The organism is Pseudomonas reinekei (assembly GCF_001945365.1).
Taxonomy (GTDB): domain Bacteria; phylum Pseudomonadota; class Gammaproteobacteria; order Pseudomonadales; family Pseudomonadaceae; genus Aquipseudomonas; species Aquipseudomonas reinekei.
The window spans coordinates 169,260-193,007 of record NZ_MSTQ01000007.1 but is presented as its reverse complement, the minus strand read 5'-3'; the positions used below and the strand labels follow the sequence as shown (position 1 = coordinate 193,007).

The following is a 23,748-nucleotide window of genomic DNA, read 5'->3' as shown; positions in this document are numbered from 1 at the left end:
CAGCAGGATGTGCTCATGCTTTCATCCCACTTACTTTGCAGGCCCTCGCGGCTTAGTCGACCCTTTGGATTCGAATAGCAGTCGGTTGTATGCATCCTCCAAGCCCTCCCGAGTTTGCTTGGGTAAGGCTGGTTTCTTCTCACGTTCGGGCTTCGAAGATGGGTTGGAAGGTGATCCTGGCGGATGGAGCTGCTTGAAAGTCTTAAGCTCTTCGGCTGTCAGGGATGACACAAAAGCCCTCTCGCTCACCCGTGCAGCACGATCTTCCTTGCTGAAGCTCAAGACGTTTGATGGCACCGGCACCGGGAACGGACAACGAAGGTCAGGCCTGGCTCCGGTTTTATTCTTATGAACGCTGATGCGAATTAGCTCCTCGACATCGTCCCTACTGCTGGAGTAAGAGGCTGAAAGGTATGCATTGTTGACGTCCTCCAAAGTAATCGTATGGCGACGGGCCGCCCGGGCTTCTAAATACGCCACCTTGATCAGTTGGACCGCCAGACGCTTTATACCGAACGTCCAGCGATACAGCTCATGTATAAGGGCGGCTGGATCTGCAGATACGCGCCGTCCGCTCACCCGGATGCATTCTCGAACATATTCCTCCCAAGCCTTCGAGTCAGGATGGTCCGGCAGCATTACGCGGGGCTCGGAAAGAAGCCGTTGCTTATCCTCACTATTCCTTGTCAGCAATTTGTGACCCAAGCTGTAGTTCGCCACATAGACCATCGGGACCCCAAGCCCTGCCATGGTGAGGAGGATATCGGTGACCCGGGCTACGCCTTGACCAGTGCTCTGATGCTGCATCTCTTCGAGCATCATTAGTGACACACCGTCACGATTGACCCTACGCCGGCACTCCGTCAGCAGCTTTGATGTGTTCGCTCTAACTCCTGTCGCGTCGCCGCCGAGGAAGTCTTCTAACAACTGCCTGCCGCCAGCCTTACCCCTTGCGCTGGCGTACCAGTACGAGATTAAGGTATGTGGTTCATGGTAATGGACGGATGCATAAGGTGCAGGTCCAGGCATTACCTTCTTCAGCCCACTGATAGTTTGGCTCTTCCCAACGCCAGCAAGGCCGGTGAGGCATATAGGAAACGCCTCATCCTCGGGGGGGTGATATAGCCGCCGCTGATATTGCTGGTCAGTGGAAAAACTCTCGGCCGAAAAGCTGCGCGCACGATCAACGCTGTCTTTGATGAAGTCCAAAGAAAACTGGTTGGGAAGGAAAATCGTCTTGAGGGCCTCAGACAAACGTTCAGCGGCCAATGCGGGGCTCAACTCCTCAAGACCGGTCACCGGATCAGGATGCACTGTAACCAACCGCTGGATATCAGCCAGCGTGTCCGGTCCGTCAAATCGCGTGGAAAAGATGTTAGTCATGGCCTTTCCCCATCAACCGCTTCTGGTCAGCGGCATCACGCTCGGCCGCTCCGCCCTTCGCAGGACGTCCCAGCCTGCGGGTACCACTGTCCCAGGCTTTGCCTGTTGCGTGAAGAAACTGGGCATTGCGATCCTGGAGGATCGCGGGCTGTTCTTCACGAAGCTGAGCCTTCCCGCGCAGCCGATTCTCATTGAGCACTTGAAGATCCGACAGCGAAATATCGACACTGCTGGGATGGACGCTCGCCGGCTTTACAAAGTCGAGTTCATACAAGACGCCTTCTAACTCGATCCAGATATGTCTGACACACATGGTCATCACATAAGCTGTGACAGATATCTGGCCATTGAGCGCAATCCTGTCAAAAACTTCGGTATCAATTAGCTTTGAAGAGTTGTACTTGCGGCCATAAAAATAAACCCCACTCCTTTTTATGTGCGCCGGATGAGGAGTCAGGAATTCTCTCACGGCGTAGTCAAAACTAACCTCCGTCCCCGCATCGTAACCAAGATCACTATAGAACTTGTAAATATTATGTGGGGTTGGACTGAAGCCCCCCTCCAACATCTCAGGCGTCATCTTCCCTTCAGCATCTGAAGCATGGTTATCGTAAATAGCTTGAAGAATATGCCGCTTGGACATCTCGACAAAGTTGAGCGAGCTATGAAAATGTGTTGGCTGATCATTGTCAGACTTGGTCCGAGGGTGTGACGATTCAACCGTCGCTTTCGACTGACCCGAGTGGGTAGGAGTCAGCTCAAGCCTGGATAACCAACTCATCATTTCGCCACGAGCGACTGCTTCTGAACGGATCGGTACGCCCATGGTAGAGCCGGGCCCACGGTCGAAGACGATGTTTTGTGGCAGACCGTAAGTGGGCCATTCCTCCTCTCTAATCGTCAATCCGAACAACGAGGCAAATTTGACCTTCCTAATGGCCATCGAAAACAGGGCCATGCGATAAGCTTCCATGTTTTCCTTGTTTTCGGAGAATCCCAAGGCGACGACGGCTCCAGACAGGCCACAGACTCCTCGAACCACACAGGCTGAATCCATAGCGGAACCTTCTAGCAAGCCAGATATCTTGCCTTTGGGGTTGTAACCATCAAACTCAACAAGTTGGTTTACATTGACCAAGTCATGAGAAAAGCTTCCAATAAAACCGGACTTCGCTCGAGCCCCGCTCGGACCTCTACGTGCTTTCCTATACGCCTTGGTGCTTATCACCTGACCAAGATAATAGTCGTACTGTCCTTTCGTGGGAAATGGCTTACCTTCGGGTTGATAGAACTTCTTTTTTCCTTTCGAGGTTGTTAAAGGAACACAACCGAACTCACCCACCAGCACGTCACCAAAAATCTCAGCGTCAGATTTGGTTTTATCATTATATTTAATGAATCCGTTTATGATAGAAGCCTGCATTTCGGGCGTAGCAGGGAATCGGGATTTGAGTCCCGACTTAGGCGGCCTTCCCAATATTTTCCCGTCTGCTGCCTGTACCCTTTTGCCTTTCCCGCAGCGGTCGAATTTGGGCATAAGCGCCCATTTCGAGCGGCCGAACACCAGATAGGTAAAAAACCAAAACCTCAACCGGGCGCCGACCTGCTTAGGTGACAGCTGATCGGCATGGGCGTTAATAACCGATTCGGGCCTATCGCTCGAGAGGATATCCTCCGAATTTTCTACCAAATTAGCTATGGCGAGGTAACGGTTGTTGACCATTTCATCGTAGCTTTTTGTCGGTCTGACTCGATCTTTTTCCAATTGGTCTACAGAAGTACCGCTGATGCCTTTCAACCAGGGAGGTGTGGGGTCACTGCCACATTCCACAAGATCACCATTGGTCAACGCCAGATCAAATTCAGGCCGGGAAAACGTTAGCAAGCTCGCAGTGGTGCCTTTTTCATCAAAAAATACAAGGCGCGCCCTGTTTGCCTTGCCGTCACTTGCAAGGAAATAGTATTCGACATCCTTCGTCAGCCCTTTGAATCCCTCAGGTGCTTTCAGCTTGGAGCCAGTGATCATTCGGGCAATCCAGCAAAAAGTGAGCCATAGACTTGCAGAACATCCGGCGCATCCGTCACCAATGGATGATCGATAAGAATCGGCTCAAACAAACTGACCCGTAGCTTACGCTCCCATATGTCTTTGTAGATCTTCGTCAGAAACAGATCACGCCGCCCCCACCGCTTTCCATACGTTAAGGCAACAGACGCTACCGGCCTCCCATGAGCGACACAGTCACCGACGTCGTGAGCAAAGTCCTCGAGAAGATTAGATTCGAGGCTGATTTCGCGATCATGATAGCCATATAGAAGATCCAAGTTGGTCACCAAGACTGGATCCAGCAGGTCCCTAGAAACCCTCACAGTCCTGATACCTGCACTATGGTAGTACGCCTCCTCCAAGGCATGCCGCAAGCGAGCTTTCTCGCGGTCTTCTTTCTGTTTCGCTAGGCTCTTCAAGCTTCCACGAGCGACCTCATCAAAATCCATCGCACTCAACTTCACTGTCCAATTCACAGCGTAGGGGACTGAGCCTTGCGGTTGAATATAGAGAAGCAGATCGCCCAGGTAGGGGTGGGGAACCCTCTGGCGTTCACCATCACCGTATGTCACGACTACGGTCGCGTGTTTAAGCCCGATTTCCTCTGCTATTAATGATGTTCCCTTGACTGGCAGAAGTTCCAGTCCGGCAGCTAAGGGGTGCCCTTGAAGTGGATGAACGTATGGAATTGGGTTGAGCATTTTCTGCTCGTGTAACTCAAATACATCGGGATTATAAAGAGCTAGTTGAGCAAAGATCCTTTCAGGTGTAGAAAGAAGATGCAGTGCCCGGACAAGCTTCCTGCTATTAAGGCGGCAAATACGAGAGCCCTTGGGAGCTTCACTAGGAACTGCGTAAATTCCGGCTAAGTAGTTATCTCCCCACTTGAAGCGGCCTTGTCGACCTATAATGCGAAATAACGATTTTTTAAGATTCACTAATTTTATCCATCGTCCATTCAATCGTTAGCAGGCAACGTATAACAGTCCACCTGTATCGGATGAATAAGCAGTCCAATAGCGCATTGGCACGCCGAGGGCTACACCACGCGCAATTTACTTTTCTCGGGATGAGCGGAGCCGTGCAGGGCTTGACGCCCTACGCTAGTGAATGGACAATGGATTCGTCAGGAGTCGAAAGCTGACTTATCCTCAGAGGCCCAAGGTCACACTTGGGCCTTTGTCTATCTGGCTCCTGGGTTTTCTATCCAGTTTCCATGTTGTTTTCCTCAGGCCTGATTAATAGGCCGGCAACTATCTAATTTCAGCTGGCTGCACCTTGGCAGCTACCTCTACGCTAATTAGGCAGAACTTGCGCCTTTCGTAACCGTTACTTAACGCAGCATGGTACCGCCGAAAAATGGCAACTGACAACTGGAATAAATAAGCTAAGTTCCGCCGCCGCCGGCGGATTTATGCTGAAACTCCAGTATTTTCGGTGCTTGGAGAGCCAAAAACCAGTCTGTCTAGATGATAAAGAAATAAAAAACAGGTGGTAGATTCCATCAGTTATGGGACCTCTGATTCGCGCATAACCATCCGCCGTTAAGGCGGAATGGATGCGAAGCATCAGTTGCCGGCCGCTATACTAATTTCCTCGGACCCCGACTAGGAGGCCGCATGAGCGCCGCTTCAGATCAGGAAAGGGTAGAAGGCCCATTCCCTCGGCTGGACTGGCTACCCGACGAAACACTGTTCAGCTTATGCAGTCGACAGCATCTGGTGATGGGTAACTTAAGCCCTGCAACGACATCCATCGCTGTGTTGGGCCTGCGCCAACAATTTATAAAACATGATATTCCCTGTGGAATTGCAGCGTTAGAAACAACGGGGTTCGGGTACTGGGGCACTGCGGAATCTATTCTTCTTAATCACACAATATTTTCTTTATTCGTTCCATTTCAAAATGAAGTTAAAATTGAAGACGCGATAATAACTGCAAAAAGCGATCGCATTGACTCAATTAAATATCGACTTGGCCTGGTATCGAGTGGCTTTGGCGCTGAACACCCATTGAAAGCATGTCCGTACTGTATGCGCGAGGATGTGCACGTCCATGGCATAGCGTACTGGCACCTCACACACCAATATCCAGGTGTGCTGATCTGTCCACGCCATCAAGCTTGGCTCATGGCGTCCACCAAAAGTAGACGGTGGTCGGGTCGGTTTGAATGGTCGCTACCTGCCGAGAAATTCTTGATCGAACAGGCCTCATCCCAGAAACTCTGGTCACGTCCAGTTTTTTTGGCCTTGGCGGACAATGTCATCGACCTTGCGGCCATCGGACGAGCGACGTTTTTCGAACCTTACGCCGTCGCCGCAGCCTATCGAACAGCTGTACTTCAAGGGAGCAGAGCTGCGTCACTGTTCGAGCGAACAGAGCCGCTTCGCCGCTTTCATCTTTTTGAATCATTGCCGGCAGACAAAAAAGGCTCGGAGTCTTTTGTAAACCAGCTCGTCCGTTCCCCCCGCAGAAGCATTCATCCTCTGAAACATCTGGTTCTGATTGATTGGCTATTTGATGATCTGCGCTCGTTCCTAGAGGCCTATAAGGTTGAAGTGGCCAGATCAGCCCAGAAAGTGGAAAGCACTCCATCGCGGGCTCCTGACAGGCGAGTCTCGCTATCAAGCTCTGGGGCTCCTGCCAAAAACGCTCTCAGGCCCAAACGACTAAAAGGCCAGCTCAGAGAGGATCTGCTGTCAAAACTGGCTGAGGGCGTATCGAAACAGGTGCTTTGTGAAGAGTTTCAAATCACAGTCTCCACGATCAATAAGCTGCTACGTGCCCATCCAGCGACCTATGCCGCAGCACTTAAAGCTAGGCATCGCCGCGAGATTGATGAGCACAGAAGTCAGTGGCAAAACCTGCACGGTTTGTATCCTGAGCTGGGAGTCCAGGCTTTGAGGAACACAATGCCCCCTCTCTACGCCTGGCTTTACCGAAACGACAAAGACTGGCTGATAGCTGAAGCGCAAACCTTCTCCAAACCTGCGCACGTGAACAAGCCCCATGTTGACTGGGAGGCCCGGGATTATCGGCTACTGAGCATGTTACGAACGGCGTTCGAGTCGATCGCTTTACCGCAGCGCGGTGCGGTCACAATGGCCCAGCTGTGCGCCATGATCCCCATGCTCTCGACTTGCCTGGAAAATCGGGACCAATACCACGAATCCAGAGCATACTTGTCTACGGTGTTGGGCCGCTCCAAGCCGAAAGATTTCCTCGACTACATAGAGGCCATCAACGCATCCAAGCGTAGATAGCTAAAGGTTGTCCAAACTAGAAGTCTACGACCTCTGCCTCCAGCGTCATTCCACAGCCGGGTGGTTCGAAAAAAAATCACCTTTCTGCGGGCTTTATACCTTAGCTGCGAGGCATATCAGCACGCCGGTTCTTCTCAAGGATCTCCTACAACGCTGCGTCTGTTTTTGCGCGTTGCTACTTGAAATCTGTGTCCGAATGCCCCTTTGCGGCATTCAAGTTTCAAACTCATACGCATACCTTTCTGCCTTGAAAATCGCGTTCGATTTTTCAACAGAATCAGCCAATAGCAGCTATTCAATAGCGGCCGCTCATTCATCCGACGGTGTAGGCTGTCATCTGGGCCAGCCGAGTGTGGAGCAAGTGTCCGATGAGTGAGACAATGCGAACAACTGTAGTCTGCCAGGATCCAGGCGATGGGAGCGGTGAGATAATCATCGAAATCCCTCCAGACGTACTCAAAGCAATGAGCATCGGTCTCGGTGATTCTTTGCGCATTAAGTTTGTCGACGGGGCGATAGTGCTGGAGCCAGATCGTGACGTTGACGCGAAGTCATAGCGCTAGGTTCGGTAGATAGCGACGAAGTAGACTGCCTCGTCGCTATCCCAATGATTACACTTCCGCCTACTTCGCCATTCCCAGAGCGTCGACTACTTCAATGCTGAGATATCTGACTGTGCCTTCGAGCTTGGTGTGGCATAGCAGTATCTGAACTGCCCTGATATTTTTTGTTCTTCGATGGATCAGCGATGCCTTGGTTCGACGCATCGTATGGGTACCATAAGGTACAGGGTCGAGCCCAATGGAGTTATCCAGGCCCTAACGATGCGGCAGTACTGACGCGTGGAGAGATGGTCCGCCGTACTGATTCGATTCGAAAACAAAAAGTCTTCACTTCTGAGCCGAGCGTGTCCAATCCAGCTTTCAACAGTATGCCGCGTCTGTGCGGTGATCTCGAACTGTACAGGCCTCTGTGTTTTTTACTGCATGACCATTGCCCTAGCCGCGACATCACTCCCATGGGCGACATCACGAACACGTATTTTTGTCAGATCACTTGCACGTAGCTTGCTGTCGATTGCTAGATCGAAAAGCGCTAGGTCTCTCACATTATGGGCGAGCTCAAGTCTGATCCTGATGCCCCGAATAGCGCGCAGGCGAAGAGGTGATTTCTGGCCTATATTAATATGCATTTGTCCTCTTCAAGACTGATGACAGTGGTAGCGTGTCGGGCAATTGCCGGTTAATCGCAATTGGTGGAGAACGACCGATTTCGACCCAAAGCGGTCTCAGATCATCTTCAGCTTACAGGCAGGCGCGTTCAGGTCAGCAGTATGGGTGAGCCAGGTAAAGCCTTTAATTTCAGCGTTTGCTGTTTTTCACGCTTCGGTCAGAGCGGTCATCAACCGATGTTCTATTCGCGCCAGTTCACGTTTCCCTAGAGGCATCACACGTTCCTTAGAATGGTGGGGATTCGCTAATCAGGCCGGTCGAAATTCGACGGTCAGATGGCTAACTTCGTGAACCGGCTTGAGACATTCACGAATGCTGTCGGCGTCCACACCCGCCTGACCCAGCACGCTGACAATAGCCGCATGCGCTTGCGGTCCAACTCGCCAAACGTGCAAGTCCGTGATGGTAGCATCCCCCGGTTTCTCAACCAGTTCGCGGATTTCCTCGGCAACGTGCGCATCTGTTTGATCCAGCAGTACACCTGCGGTGACTCCCATCAAGGTCCATGCCCAACGCGCGATAACGACGGCGCCGACGATGCCCATGACCGGGTCCAGCCATACCCAGCCGAGATATCGGCCCGCAAGCAGTGCAGCGATTGCCAGGACCGATGTCAGCGCGTCTGCGATGACGTGTACGTAAGCCGATTTCAGATTGTTGTCGTTCCCATGATGAGCATGGGTATGGCCATGATCATCATGATCGTGTGCATGACTGTGCCCGTGGCCCAGCAGCAGGGCACTGACTATGTTGACGATCAAACCGGCAATCGCGATAAGCGTAGCGGTACCAAACTGAACTTCCGTTGGCTGCAAGAGACGCATGACAGACTCAACGCCAATGCCAAGAGAAACCATACCGAGAATCAGCGCCGAAGCGAATCCGCCCAAGTCTCCGACTTTTCCAGTCCCAAAACTGTATCGATGGCTGGAAGCGTGGCGTTTCGCGTATCCGTATGCGGCCGCCGCGATGCCTAATGCGCCGGCATGGGTTGCCATATGAAAACCATCGGCCAATAGTGCCATCGAGCCAGTGATATAGCCGGCGGTGATCTCGCCAATCATCATCACAACGGTCAGTGCCACAACCCAAAGCGTACGCTTGGCATTTTCGTCGTGCGCTGCGCCGAGGAACACGTGGTCATGTGTGTGGTTGATGTGCGTGCTAGTCATGAGTGTGTACCTGGATGCGTCACTTGGAGTAACGGCGAATGGCTTCAAGGAGCTCTTCGACGCCCTTGTTACGCTCTTCTTCGCTCAGAGCAGGGTTCGCGACATGCTCCCGCGCATGGTCCTCGATGATTTCCTCCATCAAGCCGTTGATGGCTCCGCGAGTGGCGGCCACAAGGTGCAGTGTCTTGGCGCAATCGAGATCCGATTCTAATGCGCGCTCAACTGCTTGAATTTGTCCGGCGATACGTTTTACGCGCTTGATAAGATCGTTTTTGTTCGCTGCGATATGACCCATTGAATACTCCTTAACTATGTATTCGAGATAATAGGCATACCCCCTATACCTATACAACGTCTCTGGATGAATGGATCATCTATATCTGTGATAGGAAAAGCTTTCAGATTCCAGCCTTCGCGTTACACCACCGGACATGGCGAACACTCCACCACTACTGAAGCACCGCTACCGCTATCGACGCCATGCAAGCGTCACCACACCGAAGGTAATCATGCTGATGCCCATCCACTGGCGAATATCGAGCTTTTCTCCCAGTAGGGTCACTCCCAGTATGGCGACAAGTACCACGCTGAGTTTGTCTACCGGGGCAACCAGGGATGCTTGTCCGAGGTGCAGAGCGCGGTAGTAACACATCCACGAAGCCCCGGTCGCCAAGCCAGACAGGATCAGGAAAACATAGCTGCGCGCCGATATCGTGCCAAGGGCCTGGTATTGTCCGGTCGCGTACACGATCAGCGCCAGGCTGAGTAAAACCACCACGGTGCGTATCAGGGTGGCGAAGTCAGAGTTGATGCCGACAATGCCAATTTTGCCAAAAATAGCCGTCAATGCAGCGAACAGTGCGGACAGCAGTGCCCAGAATACCCACGATGAAAATAACGACGTACCCATTGAAGTCAGCCTGAAGGTGAAGGGGATCGCAGTGCAGCGCACGCCGAGGAAATCCAACTCAGTCGTGCGCGGGGTCCGCAGCATTTGCTTTTTGCAAGCTTATCGAAACACGCAAACCGCTCTGCTGTGCCTCGTTCGAGAAACCTAACTGAACGCGGGCTCCGGTGCGCTCCGCTATCGCCTTGACGATCGACAGGCCCAAGCCGGAGCCTGTTTCATCGGTTCCCAAACTTCGGTAAAACGGATCGAACACCCGCGTGTGCTCGTCTACCACAATACCCGGGCCCGAATCTTTTATCCGAAGGATCGTAGTCTCTTGTATCCGCTCAACCGAAAGGTCAATTCGTCCGCCTTGGGGGGTATAACGGATCGCGTTATCCACCAGGTTTTTAACCAGAATCAACAAATCCATTTCGTTGATGATGACCTGTACGTCCTCGATACTCTCTACGCCGATATCGATGTGTTTGCGTTCTGCCAGCGGCAGTAAATCCTCCAGCACTCGTCGATAGACCGCATGGACTGAAACGGCAGTCTGTAGCCGATCAGTGTTCGATTGCGCGGCAGCAAGTGCCAGCAACTGATGGATCAGATTTCTGCTGCGCTCTATTCCCCGGGATAGCGGTAGCAAGCGCTGACGAGCAGGCTCCGGCATCTGCGTGGCAGCCAGCCGTTCGGCTTGCAGAGACAGGGCGGCCATGGGCGAACGTAGTTCGTGGGCAGCGTCGGCAATGAAGCGACGCTGGTTTTCCATGGACAACGCAACGCGTGCGAGCAAGCGATTGATGGCAACGACGAAAGGACGGATCTCGGTTGGCAAATGGCGCTCGTCGACAGGGTAAAGCGCCTGATCATCGCGTTGATCGATTTCAGCCGAGAGGGTAGCGATGGGGCGGAAAAGCTTGCGCACCAGATCGCCGACCACCAGCAGCAACACGGGGAACAGGATGAGAAAAGGTAGCGAACTCCTCCAGGCGCTCTCGCGAGCCTCCTTATTGCGCGCATCGGTTTCCTGAGCGACCACGATACGTTCACCGCGGGACGTGGTCCTGACCAATACACGAAAATCTTCGCCCGCGACATTCTGCGTTGATAGTCCATTGGCGAGGGTTGTGGGGAAAGGTAATGGCATTGAACTGTCATCGTGGCCGATGGCCTGGCTGCCGTCGATCAGGTACTGCACGATGACCCTGGATTCTTCGTTGTCACCCTCGACTTCCTGAGCCGCGGGATAGTGCAAGGTCATCTGTTGTCGATCAAACAGGACCGCCACCTGACGCAAGGTATCGTCCTGCATTTCGTGAGCTTCGTTGATTGCTGAGACGAAAGCAAAAATCCCGGCCATCAACGCAACGATCAGGATGGCCAGGGACAGCGTCATGGACAGGCGTAATTGAACCGAATCCCTCAACAGTTTTTTGAAACCATCCATCCCATACCTCTGACGTTCTTGATGACATGGCTGCCCAGCTTGCGTCGCAAGGCGTGAATCAGGAATTCCACCGCGTTGCTTTCCACTTCATTACCCCAGCCGTAGAGGCGGTCTTCGAGTTCGCTGCGCGATAGAATGGCGCCTGGGCGGATCAACAGCGCCTGGAGCAGGGCGAATTCACGACTGGACAGCTGGATTGCGGGACTGCCTTCCACGGTGGCTTCTTTGGAAATCAGGTCCAGCGTCACCACGCCGTTGTCCAGCATGGATAACGCATTGCCACCTTTGCGGCGCAACACTGCGCGTATACGGGCCAGGAGTTCCGCCATGGCGAAGGGTTTGAGCAGGTAGTCATCAGCGCCGCCGTCGAGGCCTCGCAGGCGATCATCCAGGCCTTCTCGTGCGGTGACGATCAGCAGTGGCACAGCGTTGTTGCGCCGGCGGATGCTGTCGAGTACATCCAACCCATCCTTGCCGGGAAGCCCGAGGTCCAGCAGCACCAAGTCATAGTGTTGGGTGTCCAGTGTTGCAAGCGCCGTGAGACCGTTAGTCACCCAGTCAGTGGCATAACTCGCATCATTCAGGGCGCCCTGGACTGCGTCTCCGATCATCGGGTCGTCTTCGACCAGCAATATCCGCATTTCCCGCTCCAGAAAAAAGCGCGACGGCCCTGGCTGTCGCGCTTGTATTGAAGCACTTGCTCAAGCGTTTGTCCGGTGCTGTGTCAGCGCTGTACTACTGGCTCTTCATCGAATCGAAGGCATTCAACAGTTCCTTCATTCTGGCCTTGCATTCGCTCTGCTGCGGATCTTTGGCGCGCAAGGCATCGAGTGCGTGGTCGATCGCCTTGTCCACCACATGCCAGTCGCCTGCCGCACGGGGTTTGATCCCTGCTTCGGCGGAGTCCCAGGCGGTCTCCAGAGATTTGATCCGAGCTCTGGCGCCCGTCAGGTCATTTTTATCGACGAGGGTGGAAACGTCGGTTGCAATAGTGCGGAACTCGGAAAGGTCGCCCAGTTTGGAGCCCGATTGAGGTTGTGAAGTGACCGGGCCTGACGATGCGCCCGTATTGGGTTTGTCTGCGGGCTTCGAGCAACCGGCGGCAATGCCGAGCAAAAAGACGGACGCAACGATGGCTATGTGACGAATGATGGTCTGAATCTGGCCCATGACGGTTCCTAGAGTGGCTTCGGGATGTTTACTGAATGGCGGCTTTACGCTTGACGACGCTGATTTGCGCTACGGCAACCAGCATGACAATCACGCACAGGAAGATCGCGCTGGTCCAGGTGGCACCCATTCCCAGGCCCCCATAGGTCTTGGCCTGGGTCAGCAGGTCGCCGAGGGAGGCGCCAAATGGACGGGTCAGGATGTAGGCGATCCAGAACGTCAGTACGCTGCTGCAGCCCATGCGCCAGGCCATCAAGGTGGCAGCGATCAGGGCAGCGAAAATCACGGCGCCGAGGGTAAATCCCAGCCCCAGCGCTTCGGTAGCCAGGTCACCGGCAGCGGTGCCAAGGGCAAAGGTGCAGAGCACTGTCACCCAGTAGAACAACTCCCGTCGCGGGGTGACAATTTCGCGTATCGACAGGCTGTGTTCCACCCAGTACCAGACCAGGAAGTTGATCGCCAGCAAGATGGAAAATACGGCCGTGCTGGCGTATAGGCTCACGTCCAATATGTCGGTCAGAATGTCGGTGATCTGGGTGCCGACGATGCTCACCAATACCACCGTCAGCCAATAGATCCAGGGCGTTAAGGCCCTGGTGCGCATTTGCCAGAACAGTGCGACCGCCAGAAACACTCCCATACCGATGCTGGTCGGTCCCACGCCGAAACCGGCATCGACGGTTAGAAAGTCGGCGCCTGTTTCCCCCACGGTCGTGGACAGGATCTTGATTATCCAGAATGACAGGGTCACCTGCGGGACCTTGTTGAGCCAGCCCGTTGTTGCAGATTTCATCGGCGGATACCCTCTGCTGAGCAGCGCGGAATGTGCGCAGAACAGAAGTTACCTGGCGAGACTTAGATGAGCCTGAGGAGAGGCAAGTCGCCTCGAGGACTATTGACGCGTATTGTTCAAAGCGCACAGCTTGTACCCGATCCCATGCACAGTCTGCAGTAGTGGTTCGTCAAAGGGTTTATCCAAAGCCCGTCTCAACATATGAATGTTACTGCGAAGGCTGTCGCTAGCGGTGCGATGTCCTCCCCAGATCAGATCTTCCAATTCGGTCCGTTTGACAACATGCGGGCTTCTGCGCATAAGCATTTCCAACAGCTTCATGCAGGTAGGGTTCAGCTTGATGGTTGTTCCGGCGCGGGAAACCTCCATGGTATCCAGATCGAACAGCAGGTCGGCGACAACCATGGTCCGATTAACCTTGCCTACACGCCGCGTTACTATTGCTTCGATTCTCGCAAGTATTTCGGACATGGCAAAAGGCTTGGTTACGTAGTCATCCGCGCCTACCTTGAAACCGAGTAAACGATCTTCCAGTTGATCACGCGCACTTAACATGATGATCGCAATGTCAGATTTTGAGTTTTGACGCAGGCTTCTGCAAATCTGATTACCATCGATGCCCGGGAGCATGACATCCAGAACAATCGCGTCGAAGTTTTTCGAAGCGGCCAGATGAAGCCCGCTGAGTCCATCAAGTGCCCCTTCGACGTCATGACCCTTGAGCGCGAAAAACTCCATCAGATTGTCATGAATGTCGTGATTGTCCTCGATAATCAAAATGTCCATGGCATAGCCTTCAGGCGATTGAGCAAGTTAAACAAAACATGCGGTTGATACATCATGTCGGTAAGCCCGCGCATCGAGATCAGGACCGGCTCAGGACATGCGCATGCCCCATGGCCGAGACATGCACCACACTGCCGGCGGGCGGTGCGTAAAGGCCCGAACTGCGCACCATCAGCGATCGACCTGGCAGCTCGCCCTCAGGCGATGGCTGCAGCTCTACCGTCAATGTGCACGAATTGCCGCTGAAGTCGCGCTCGGTCACAACGGCGCGACATCCATGAGCTCCGTCGGACGCGGAGCGTACGTCGACCAGATGCAGTTGTTCGGGGCGCAGCATGATCGTTGCTGAACTGTTGTTCCGGTGGTTGTTGACCAGTACCCGGCCCAGGTCGCAATGGGCCCAGCCGGCTTCGATTCTGGCGGGCATGACCACGGCTTCGCCGAGAAACAGTGCGGTGTGTTCATCTTCGGGGTAGCGGTACAGATCCTGCGGATCGCCAGACTGCACCAGCCGGCCCTGGCGCATTACCGCCAGCTGGTCGGCGAACGACAATGCCTCGCTCTGGTCATGGGTGACCAGAATGGTAGTGATGCCAGCATCGGCCAGCAGCCGCCCGACCAATTTACGCATGGTGGCCCGCAGGCCGGTGTCGAGGGCGGAAAACGGCTCGTCGAGCAACATCAAACGCGGTTGCTGCGCCAAGGCTCGTGCCAGCGCCACGCGCTGTTGCTGGCCGCCGGAGAGTTCATGGGGCCAGCGGTTGGCCATGTTCGCATCCAGGGCCACGCTGTCCATCAGCTCGGCGATCCGCTCGTGTCTAACCGCGCGCTTGCCCGAAAGCCCAAAACCTATGTTGGCCGCCACCGTCATGTGCGGGAATAGGGCCCCGTCCTGGGGTACATAGCCAATCAAGCGCTGATGCGCGGGCACTTCATGGGTCTCGTCGACGAGCGTTTGACCATTGAATGACAAGCGGCCAGTGTCGGGAAATTCGAAGCCGGCAATCATCCGTAGCAGGGTGGTCTTACCGGAGCCGGACGGGCCGACGATCACCGTCCGACTGCCCGATGGTACCGACAGGTTGATGCATTGTAGCGCTTGATGGGCGCCGTACGACTTGGAAATGCAATGGATTTCAAGAGCGTTCATCGGCCAGCCGTGCGTTTGGATTGGTGATAAAGAAGTCCGGTTAACGGAAGCGAGAGCAGGATCATCAACAAGGCGTAGGGCGCTGCGGCGGCGTAGTCAATCTCACTGGTCAGGGCCCAGAAACCGGTGGCCAGAGTGCGTGTTCCATTTGGGGCGAGTAACAAAGTGGTAGTCAGCTCGTTAGTGATTGCCAAAAACACCAGTGCGGCGCCAGCGGCAGCCCCAGGAGCGGCCAGACGCAAAGTGGTCAGCCACAACGCGCGGGCGGGTGAGCGGCCGAGGCTGCGGGCGATGTTTTCCAGCTCGACCGGCGCTTGTGCAATGCCGGCTCGCAGACTCACCAGCGCGCGGGGCAAAAACATCAGTAGATAGGCGAGCAACACGGTGATTGCCGTCTGATAAATGGGCCGGGCGAAATGGATGGTGAGGGTCACCAGTGCCAGGGCCACGACTATCCCCGGCAACGAGCTGGTGATGTAGTTGCAGCCTTCCAGGACGCGTTGCAACCGGCCCGGAGAGCGCGTCGACAGCCAGGCAATCGGGATGGAAGCGCAGGTGGTGAGGGCGGCGCCTGCGACACCCAACATCATGGTCTGTTGCAGCGCCGGCAGTAGCTCCGCCATCTGCCAGACTTGCGTACCGCCAGCGATCAGCCAGTTACCCAAGATGAGCAATGGCACGCCTAACGCCAGCGCGCAGGTCGTAACCTGCAGTGTCAGCGCGAGGAGGCTGGCTGCGGGTTTCAGGCGCACCACCCGCTGCTCGCGCGCGCTGCCCGACCCGACCCGCGCATAACGCGCCGTGCCGCGAGCGGCGGATTCGGCAGTCAACATCACCAGGCAACACAGCACAAGCACACTGGCCAGCATGTTGGCGGCAGGCCCGTTGAAGGTGGACTTGAACTGATCAAAGATTGCCGTGGTGAAAGTGTCGAAGCGGATCATTGCGTACAGGCCATATTCGGCCAACAGGTGCAGGCCCACCAACAACGCGCCGCCGCAGATGGCCAGGCGCAACTGTGGAAGCACCACGCGGAAAAATATCGCCGTGGGTTCAAGGCCCAGCGATTCGGCAACGTCTTCGATGGCCGGATCGAGTCGACGCAGCGTTGCGGCCACCGGCAGGTACAGAAACGGGAAGTAGGCGATTACCGAAACCAGCACTGCCCCGGGCAGCCCGTGAATCGGCGGGACCAGGCTGACCCACGCATAGCTGTGTACGAAGGCAGGCACAGCCAGCGGTGCAGTCGCCAATAACGACCACCAGCGTCGTCCGGGCAAATCGGTGCGCTCGGTGAGCCAGGCCAGCGCCACCCCGAGCGTCACGCACAGGGGAATCGTGATTACCACCAGCAGCACGGTGTTAATCAACAACTCGCCAACGCGGGGTCGGAACACCAGCGGTACGAGCGTTTCCCAGCCGGTCTGAAAGGATACTGCAACGATGCAGGCAATCGGCAGCAACGCCAAAAGCGCCACCAGCACCGCCAGGCCGACCACCCACGCGTTCCCGCTCCCAGGGAAGAGTCCCCGGGAGCGCCGACGCAGATTTGGCGATACCGATGTGTGCACAACCATCGGTAATGCTTCAAGTTTCAATTAAAGCAGCCCGGCCTGAGTCATCAGTTCCACAGCCCTTTTGCTGTCGAGCTTCGACGCGTCGACGGTCGGTGCGTCGAGCTGCTGCAGAGGTACCAGTTTCGGGTTGGATTCGGCATTTATCCCGACTGCGTATTCGAACGACTTACCGGTCTTGAGCACCTCCTGACCGTTTTTGCCAGTGATCCACTTCAGGAACGCCTGGGCTTGTTCCGGGTGTTTACTGGACGCCAGTACGCCGCCGCCCGAGACGCTGACAAATGCCCCCGGATCCTTGTGCTTAAAGTAGTGCAGGGCGGTGTTCTTGCTGTTTTCGCCGGTCTTGTCCTGATCGCCAAAGCTGTAATAGTGGTAGATCAGGCCGCTGTCGATTTGCCCGGCGTTGACCGCTTTGAGCACCGCGCTGTTGCCCCGGTAAGCCGTGGAGTTGGCCTTCATCGCTTTGAGCCACTCCAAGGTGGCGGCTTCGCCCTTGAGTTCCAGCACAGCAGCGACGATGGCCTGGAAGTCCGCACCGGCCGGCGAAGCGGCCCAGCGACCTTTCCATTTCGGACCGGCAAGGTCCATCAGGGATTCTGGCAATTGGGTTTGCGGCAGTTTGCTCGGATTGTAGACAAACACGGTAGAGCGCGCCGCGATCCCAACCCATTTGCCATGCGCCGGCCGGTACGCTGCGCCGACCTGTTCCAGGGTGGTCGGAACCACCGGGGCGAACAGCCCCGCATTGTCTACCAGGACCATGGCCGGGGAGTTCTCGGTCAGGAACACATCGGCCGGCGACGCCGCGCCCTCCAGCACCAGCTGGTTGCCCATTTCGGTATCGTCGCCATTGCGCACCGTGACTTTGATCCCGGTTTCCTTGGTGAAGCCGTCGATCCAGGCTTTGGTCAGGCTTTCGTGTTGCGCGTTGTAGACGACGATGCCATCAGCCTCAGCCGCATGCACTTGACCAATGCCAAGTAGCGCGGTGGCCAGCAAGGTAATTTTGAGGAACGAGGTAATAGGGGAAATCATGCTGATGCAGCTCCTGACTCTTTTTAGAATTCACGCGGAGGATTCGCTGGCATTCAACGCGAATCATTTGCATGTTTGGAAGTGCGGAGAATGTAGGAAGCAAAATGAGAAAAAAACGTCAAAAAAACGGTTATAAATCACTCATTTTTTGCATCAGCTTTGATTTGTGACCTTTCTCTGCTTTTGACGAAATTTTTCTGATTTTCAGTATAGAGTGACCGCCCCTCCAGATAAGTCGCAGCGCACTGCATCCGAAGACATGAACGTCCTCATGCAGTGACCTGTCGGCCAATAGCCACAGCAATTTCCAATAAGGAGGGAGCACAACAAGGAGTTTCTCATGCGGTTACCTGCTTCAGCCCCCCTGCGGTTCCTGCTATTGATCACTAGCCTTTGGCTAGTGATATTTTCCCTCACTCGCCTGGTGCTGCTTGTCACTCATCTTTCAGAAGCGGGTACTGCGTTCGCGTCGATATTTGGTATCGGCCTTTTATACGACCTGAGCTTTTTGCTATATGCAGCCTTGCCGATGAGCCTGTATGTGCTGCTTTGCCCACCGCTCTTATGGGGTTCACGAGCGCACTCGTGGTTTTTGCAGGGGCTGCTGACCCTCAGCGTCTTTGCCATGTTGTTTACTGCGGTGGCTGAATGGCTGTTCTGGGACGAGTTCGGCGTACGCTTCAATTTTATCGCCGTGGACTATCTGGTGTACTCCGACGAGGTGCTGAACAACATCTTGGAGTCCTACCCCATCGGCAAATTACTTGGCGGCCTAGCGGTTATCGCGGTGGTCATCTGTATGGCGCTGCACAAACCTCTACAACGGGTGATTGCTGCCCCGTTGCCTTCCTGGCGCCAACGCTTGCTGAGTATTGCGGCGATACTGGCTTTGAGCGCTGTTGTACTGTTGGCCGTTGACCAGGACACCCCGCGGGGTAAAGGTGGCAATGCCTATCAACATGAACTGGCCAGCAATGGCCCGTACCAATTCTTCGCCGCATTTCGCAATAACGAACTGGACTACGCTCAGTTCTATGGAACGTTACCGAAAAGTGAAGTTGGCCAGCACATCCGTAAAGAATTGGCGGAAGACAATGTACAGTTCATCGGTAAAGAATCGTTGGATGTTCGCCGTACTGTGACCCAGGGCGAAAAGACCCAGCGCCATAACATTATTCTGGTGACTATCGAAAGCTTCAGCGCCAAGTACATGGGCAGCAACGGCAACCCCGGAAAACTGACGCCCAACCTCGACCAGCTGCGCAAAGAGAGCCTGTACTTCAACAACTTTTATGCAACGGGCACCAGAACCGACCGCGGCCTGGAAGCCATTACGTTGTCTATTCCTCCTACGCCGGGGCGCTCTATTGTCAAGCGAGTAGGACGTGAAAGCGGTTTTGCCAGCCTTGGTCAACAGCTCAATCACGCAGGCTATGACACCGTATTCGTATACGGGGGCCGTGGTTATTTCGACAATATGAATGCGTTCTTCGGCGGCAATGGCTATCGGGTTGTCGATCAGTCCAGTATTGATGAAGCTGATATCCATTTCAAAAATGCCTGGGGTATGGCGGACGAAGACCTCTATCAACAGACGCTGAAGCTGGCAGACGAAAACTTCGCCAACAACAAAGCTTTCCTACTGCAATTGATGACCACCTCCAATCATCGTCCTTACACTTACCCTGAAGGCAAGATCGATATTCCATCCGGTGATGGGCGTGACGGCGCGGTGAAATACACTGACTATGCAATTGGCCAGTTTCTTCAAGCCGCGCGAAAAAAGCCTTGGTTCGACGACACTATTTTCGTCTTTGTCGCGGACCATACCGCTGGCAGTGCGGGCAAGGAAGATCTACCGATTCGCAATTACCAAATTCCTTTGTTTATATACGCGCCAAAGCTTGTTCCTTCACGCGAAGACGATCAGCTGGCGAGTCAGATCGATCTGGCTCCAACTCTTCTCGGCCTGTTGAACCTCAACTACGAATCGACATTTTTTGGTCGTGATCTGCTTCAACCTACCACCTTGCCGCCCCGCGTTCTGGTAGGTAATTACCAGCATCTGGGTCTGTTTGATGGTAAAGATCTGGCTATTCTAAGCCCTAGAGGAATGTTGCGGCGTCACGATGACGCGCTGGGCGCCAGTCAAGAGGTGACTGTTCAACTCGAAGACCCACTCATCGTGCGTGCGGTCACGTATTATCAGGTCGCGAGTTATGGTTTCACCCACGGCTTGCTGAACTGGTCCAATAGTAAAAACGCCCAGAAAAATTAGCCCTGCCCGTTGTCACGCCCCGTGCCTGTCTATAGATGCGGGGTATTGACGTGGGTAACGGGTGCTACATTTGTGTAGCAGTGATTACTGACCCGAGTACCGGCTGATTCGTAGTCTCTCAATTGCTTGCAACTAAAATTCGGCGATAGGTCGGCGACCGACATGCTTACCCTCGTGCCGTCGTCCACTTTATTGATGTACGCTTGGAGCTACTATTTAATTCCCGCAAGTACAGACGCCTGGAACATTTTGGCGAATCTTCATCAACCCCAGATGAACTCATCAATCAGCCAACTCTAAATACGCAAAGCAACGCAGCCATTGGCATGTGCGAATGTCTCCTAGTGGGCGGTTGCTGCCTATCGCGAACGGCTGCGATCGACCCATAGCTGCCGGTGACGGGAAGGCAGGAATCGGCCGATCTGTTGAAAAAGTCGGTTTGCCCAAACCGCTCGAATATTGATGGGCGAAAACACCTCTTTTACATGGTACTGGGTGAAATCTGAGTCTGGAACCCTCTGCACAAAACTCAGATTTCAATCTCAAGCGCGTACTTTTCTGCCGTGGAAACCATGGTCGACTTTTTCAACAGAATCGGCCAGTTCCGGTCGTTCGCCAGTCCCGTCGAGCAGTCATTCGAGAGCTGATCTTCCAACTTGTCCGGAAGAAACAATGCCGCTTCTCTGACCTTAGCTGGGGCGAAAATATTCCGGAAGTAGTGCGACAACCCTCTTAGCTCTCGCCATTACATCTGCCTGCCGTTGCGCGCAGTGATCGCAACGGTGGTCGGCGAATCAGCAAGTGAAACGAATTGCCGTGTCGCGCCATCAAGCGCATCAATGCAACCCGCCTCGATGTCGTAGACCCAGCCGTGCAGATTCATGCGGCCCTGCTCGAGCGCGAGGGCCACCGATGGATGGGTACGAAGATTCGCCAGTTGCGCGATCACGTTTTCACGCACGAGGCCGTCGAGCTTTGCGCGAGGCGTGTCGAACTCATACGCCGCGTTAATAGCTTTCGCGGCGTCCGAATGACGTAGCCAGTTAGCGACCGCCGGAAGATGGTCCAGACAGGTGCAGCGGGAAATCGCGCCCATCGCGCCGCAGTCCGAATGGCCGCAGATCACAATGTCCTGTACACCGAGCACTGCCACCGCATATTCGACGGTAGCCGAGACGCCGCCCGGTTCGGGACCATACGACGGCACAATGTTACCGGCGTTGCGAATTACGAACAGCTCGCCCGGTTCGCGCTGTGTAAGGAGTTCAGGCACAACACGACTGTCCGAGCAGGTTACGAACAACGCCTTCGGATTTTGTGTCGTCGCGAGCTGCCTGAATAGCTCGACGCGTTGCGGATAAACCTCGCGCTGAAAGCGCAGAAAGCCGTCAATAATGTCACGCATAAAGTCTCCAAACCCGAATGCCGAACAAGGGCACGAGCATTCAATATGCCATCGTGCCGCTGTGGCCGCCAATTATCGCAAACCACGCGCGCATTGGTACTAACGCTGGTGATACTGCCCAGGCTCTATCACGATTGGCTAACCGCGCACCACTCGAACCTCCAGGCGCCGCTGGACAAGCCCTGCTAGTCTGAATAACTCAAATCTACGAAGCGCAGAACATGCAGATTCACGAAGCGGCCGAAGTGGTTCAAATCGTCGGCGACACGGATGCGAACGAAAAGCTGGCCCAAGGCTGGAAACTGTTGGCCGTGGTTCCAGGGTTGGCACAGGGTTCGAGCCTTAACACGTTGGTGATCTAAGCCTTAGGCAAGCGCAAGCAGGTCGGTGTATCGAGCATCAGCTAATCTGATTATGAAAGGCCTTGCACTTTGACCCGGTGCGGGACTACAACCTCCAGAGCCGATTTACCCCTATCGGCGTTCTAGTTTTATGCACAGACGTCCCTTCGCCGAAATGGGAATCCAGTCATGCGCTACGCCTACGAAGGCCCTGCTACGGTTACCGTCATAGCCATGTACCGGGGCCGAGTTCCCGCCGAATTATCCACCTTGGAATTCCCCGTGGTGGTGAGTTGTGTCGGATCCGATCGCGCCCGAATTGAGTACGGCCACTACCTGCAAGGCCCCAAGGGTGCCAACGTCTTGCGCTTGGTACTGCCTGGCGGGCACATGATGCAAGGCTCGATCATCGATGGGCGCAACGAGCCATTAGGCGGCTGGCTTGAATTCGACGTTGAGGAGCACGAGCTGGCCGTGGATCAACCTGCCAACCTGAACGGTTGGCAATGGATATGAGCGCGCGAACCAAACAGCGATCCATTGGCACCGTTGGGTATGCCGGCGGCGATACGTGCCCCAGGCCAGCAAATTATTGCGGGCAATTAACAGTGCGGCCCCTTTGGAGGACACGTTACGCAAAGCGGATCGCGCCAATGGCTTTGCTTTTGGGCATAGAGACCGTGAGTGCGCTGAATCCAGGCGACGTCGAAGGGTTGTACTTAATGTTGCAGTCTACCGCGCGCCTCAAACCGCCAGCCTAACTGAGCGCTCCAGGGTAGGAATGATTCTCCATCAAACGAGGCAATGCACCGGTGTTATGTCACCAACACCACCGTGCCCTTCGCTTGGCGCGCAGCCATTTCAGAGCGAAGGTCTCCAATCAAATTTGCAATGGCTCGGCTGGACGTCAGTTCGCTGGTCGTGACCGCGGTGACCAGGAGATCGACCCGTCCTGAGGTCGCGTCGAAGACCTTGATCTTCAATGATCCATCTAAATTGACTGAGCAGGTGCAAGAAAGAGGCTGGAATCCACATTCAATAATGTGGCGAAGCTCAAGCGTAGAGATCATGACTTACGTCCATGGGGTCAAGTGAATGGGATATAGCATATTGATAATCGCTACCGATCTACGGATGGGGGCGGAAAATCACATCTCTTTCCGTGTCGTCCGGATGACCGCTGTGGGTCGATTGAAGCGGGGCGAATAGAGAAAACGGAGAAAATCGTACGCTAAGGGTGCAATTGCACCGACTTGCCCTACCTATTGGAATGGGCACTGACCAGCAAATTGCACTTCGTACAGTGTGGCGGCATTCAACCTTTTACGTCCCGGGGATCATTGCCGGGCGTGATGGTGTCTTTTGCCCTGAACTGTCCGTCGCGCCCCTTAGTAGTCATTTCACCACCACCTTGGTTTTGCAGCATGGTGCGCGCGGCTTGCAGCGCCTCTGCCTGAGTATCGTGGACGCTTAAGGCTCGGTCTGAATCGTTGCGCTTGTTTTCCTACGTCCCACCTGGGCGTTGGGAGATGGTGCGGTCTTGGGGTTTGATCATGATGAAACTCCTATGCAGGGGTCTCCATTTATAGATTAGGAAACAGCTCTCTGCCCGCCATCCGCGTTCTTACTGGGTACGATAGGCTGAAAACAACTCTCGATGCCCATAGTGACAGACGGAAATCGGCCGATTGCGTTGAAAAAAGTAGGCCTGCCCAAACTGCTAATCGTTAACTTGTGGAAACGCCTTTTTTGCTGATACGAAAAAACGATTCCG

At 54.6% G+C, this 23,748-nt stretch carries 21 protein-coding genes and 2 pseudogenes; 4 read left to right on the top strand and 19 right to left on the bottom strand.

All coding sequences use genetic code 11. The features are described from left to right. Nucleotides 1–30: 30 nt before the first annotated feature. Genes BVK86_RS29060 through BVK86_RS14125 form a run of 3 tightly spaced genes read right to left on the bottom strand, consistent with a single transcriptional unit; the run spans nucleotide 31 to nucleotide 4,368 of the window. Nucleotides 31–1,383, bottom strand: a complete 1,353-nt coding sequence (locus BVK86_RS29060) for a transposase (RefSeq protein ID WP_083659333.1) — start codon at nucleotides 1,381–1,383, stop codon at nucleotides 31–33. After that, on the bottom strand, nucleotides 1,376–3,409 hold the full coding sequence (locus tag BVK86_RS14130; RefSeq protein WP_075947006.1) for a transposase: 2,034 nt from the start codon (nucleotides 3,407–3,409) through the stop codon (nucleotides 1,376–1,378). The genes BVK86_RS29060 and BVK86_RS14130 overlap by 8 nt, the downstream gene beginning before the upstream one ends. After that, nucleotides 3,406–4,368 (bottom strand): PDDEXK family nuclease, encoded by a 963-nt coding sequence (locus tag BVK86_RS14125; RefSeq protein ID WP_231977965.1) that lies wholly within the window; start codon nucleotides 4,366–4,368, stop codon nucleotides 3,406–3,408. Before BVK86_RS14125 ends, BVK86_RS14130 begins: the two co-directional genes overlap by 4 nt. Nucleotides 4,369–5,049: 681 nt before the next feature. Between BVK86_RS14125 and BVK86_RS14120 the strand changes: the two genes are divergently transcribed. Next, entirely contained in the window at nucleotides 5,050–6,693 is a 1,644-nt protein-coding gene (locus BVK86_RS14120) for a TnsD family Tn7-like transposition protein (RefSeq protein ID WP_075947005.1), read from the top strand. Nucleotides 6,694–7,316: 623 nt separating this feature from the next. On the opposite strand, the pseudogene BVK86_RS30145 reads toward BVK86_RS14120, so the two are convergent. The 12 genes and pseudogenes from BVK86_RS30145 to BVK86_RS14055 form a co-directional block, all read right to left on the bottom strand. Next, a pseudogene (locus BVK86_RS30145) lies at nucleotides 7,317–7,885 on the bottom strand (tyrosine-type recombinase/integrase). Between the two features lie 288 nt (nucleotides 7,886–8,173). Beyond that, nucleotides 8,174–9,097 carry a CDF family Co(II)/Ni(II) efflux transporter DmeF gene (gene dmeF, locus BVK86_RS14105; protein ID WP_075947003.1) on the bottom strand — a complete coding sequence of 308 codons (924 nt, stop codon included), beginning with the start codon at nucleotides 9,095–9,097 and terminating at the stop codon, nucleotides 8,174–8,176. 19 nt (nucleotides 9,098–9,116) lie between these two features. Next, nucleotides 9,117–9,392, bottom strand: a complete 276-nt coding sequence (locus tag BVK86_RS14100; protein ID WP_075947002.1) for a metal/formaldehyde-sensitive transcriptional repressor — start codon at nucleotides 9,390–9,392, stop codon at nucleotides 9,117–9,119. A 174-nt stretch (nucleotides 9,393–9,566) separates the two neighbouring features. Next, the gene (locus tag BVK86_RS14095; RefSeq protein WP_075947128.1) at nucleotides 9,567–10,007 is read right to left on the bottom strand and encodes an EamA family transporter; all 441 of its coding nucleotides are present in this window, start codon (nucleotides 10,005–10,007) and stop codon (nucleotides 9,567–9,569) included. A gap of 58 nt (nucleotides 10,008–10,065) precedes the next feature. After that, complete coding sequence (locus BVK86_RS14090) at nucleotides 10,066–11,439, bottom strand: ATP-binding protein (protein ID WP_075947001.1); 1,374 nt, start codon at nucleotides 11,437–11,439, stop codon at nucleotides 10,066–10,068. Then, nucleotides 11,415–12,080, bottom strand: a complete 666-nt coding sequence (locus BVK86_RS14085) for a response regulator (protein WP_075947000.1) — start codon at nucleotides 12,078–12,080, stop codon at nucleotides 11,415–11,417. Before BVK86_RS14085 ends, BVK86_RS14090 begins: the two co-directional genes overlap by 25 nt. 94 nt (nucleotides 12,081–12,174) lie before the next feature. Beyond that, nucleotides 12,175–12,609, bottom strand: coding sequence for a hypothetical protein (locus BVK86_RS14080; RefSeq protein WP_075946999.1), 435 nt, complete (start codon nucleotides 12,607–12,609; stop codon nucleotides 12,175–12,177). A gap of 28 nt (nucleotides 12,610–12,637) precedes the next feature. Continuing rightward, nucleotides 12,638–13,402 carry a COG4705 family protein gene (locus BVK86_RS14075; protein WP_075946998.1) on the bottom strand — a complete coding sequence of 255 codons (765 nt, stop codon included), beginning with the start codon at nucleotides 13,400–13,402 and terminating at the stop codon, nucleotides 12,638–12,640. 99 nt (nucleotides 13,403–13,501) lie between these two features. Next, nucleotides 13,502–14,188 carry a response regulator transcription factor gene (locus BVK86_RS14070; RefSeq protein ID WP_075946997.1) on the bottom strand — a complete coding sequence of 229 codons (687 nt, stop codon included), beginning with the start codon at nucleotides 14,186–14,188 and terminating at the stop codon, nucleotides 13,502–13,504. A 79-nt stretch (nucleotides 14,189–14,267) separates the two neighbouring features. Continuing rightward, the gene (locus BVK86_RS14065; RefSeq protein ID WP_075946996.1) at nucleotides 14,268–15,338 is read right to left on the bottom strand and encodes an ABC transporter ATP-binding protein; all 1,071 of its coding nucleotides are present in this window, start codon (nucleotides 15,336–15,338) and stop codon (nucleotides 14,268–14,270) included. Beyond that, the gene (locus tag BVK86_RS14060) at nucleotides 15,335–16,915 is read right to left on the bottom strand and encodes an ABC transporter permease (RefSeq protein ID WP_075946995.1); all 1,581 of its coding nucleotides are present in this window, start codon (nucleotides 16,913–16,915) and stop codon (nucleotides 15,335–15,337) included. The genes BVK86_RS14065 and BVK86_RS14060 overlap by 4 nt, the downstream gene beginning before the upstream one ends. Before the next feature lie 21 nt (nucleotides 16,916–16,936). Then, a complete protein-coding gene (locus BVK86_RS14055) occupies nucleotides 16,937–17,950 on the bottom strand; it encodes an iron ABC transporter substrate-binding protein (protein ID WP_075946994.1) in 1,014 nt (337 codons plus the stop codon). Between the two features lie 340 nt (nucleotides 17,951–18,290). Here BVK86_RS14055 and BVK86_RS14050 point away from each other — a divergent pair, with 340 nt between their 5' ends. Further along, nucleotides 18,291–20,228: an LTA synthase family protein gene (locus BVK86_RS14050; protein ID WP_075946993.1), complete on the top strand. Its 1,938-nt coding sequence runs from the start codon at nucleotides 18,291–18,293 to the stop codon at nucleotides 20,226–20,228. A gap of 529 nt (nucleotides 20,229–20,757) precedes the next feature. On the opposite strand, the gene BVK86_RS14045 is transcribed toward BVK86_RS14050, so the two are convergent. Together BVK86_RS14045 and BVK86_RS14040 are read right to left on the bottom strand one after the other, a co-directional pair. Then, nucleotides 20,758–20,955 (bottom strand): hypothetical protein, encoded by a 198-nt coding sequence (locus tag BVK86_RS14045; protein ID WP_075946992.1) that lies wholly within the window; start codon nucleotides 20,953–20,955, stop codon nucleotides 20,758–20,760. A gap of 18 nt (nucleotides 20,956–20,973) precedes the next feature. Continuing rightward, nucleotides 20,974–21,633, bottom strand: a complete 660-nt coding sequence (locus tag BVK86_RS14040) for a carbonic anhydrase (protein WP_075946991.1) — start codon at nucleotides 21,631–21,633, stop codon at nucleotides 20,974–20,976. Nucleotides 21,634–21,854: 221 nt separating this feature from the next. Here BVK86_RS14040 and BVK86_RS29805 point away from each other — a divergent pair, with 221 nt between their 5' ends. After that, on the top strand, nucleotides 21,855–21,995 hold the full coding sequence (locus tag BVK86_RS29805) for a hypothetical protein (protein ID WP_157720449.1): 141 nt from the start codon (nucleotides 21,855–21,857) through the stop codon (nucleotides 21,993–21,995). A 168-nt stretch (nucleotides 21,996–22,163) separates the two neighbouring features. After that, on the top strand, nucleotides 22,164–22,490 hold the full coding sequence (locus BVK86_RS14035) for a hypothetical protein (protein ID WP_075946990.1): 327 nt from the start codon (nucleotides 22,164–22,166) through the stop codon (nucleotides 22,488–22,490). A gap of 299 nt (nucleotides 22,491–22,789) precedes the next feature. Here the strand turns inward: BVK86_RS14035 and BVK86_RS14030 are convergent, their stop codons facing one another. Further along, nucleotides 22,790–23,044: a DUF1652 domain-containing protein gene (locus BVK86_RS14030; protein WP_075946989.1), complete on the bottom strand. Its 255-nt coding sequence runs from the start codon at nucleotides 23,042–23,044 to the stop codon at nucleotides 22,790–22,792. A gap of 245 nt (nucleotides 23,045–23,289) precedes the next feature. Next, a pseudogene (locus BVK86_RS30140) lies at nucleotides 23,290–23,463 on the bottom strand (DUF2188 domain-containing protein); the annotation flags it as partial. Nucleotides 23,464–23,748 lie beyond the last annotated feature (285 nt).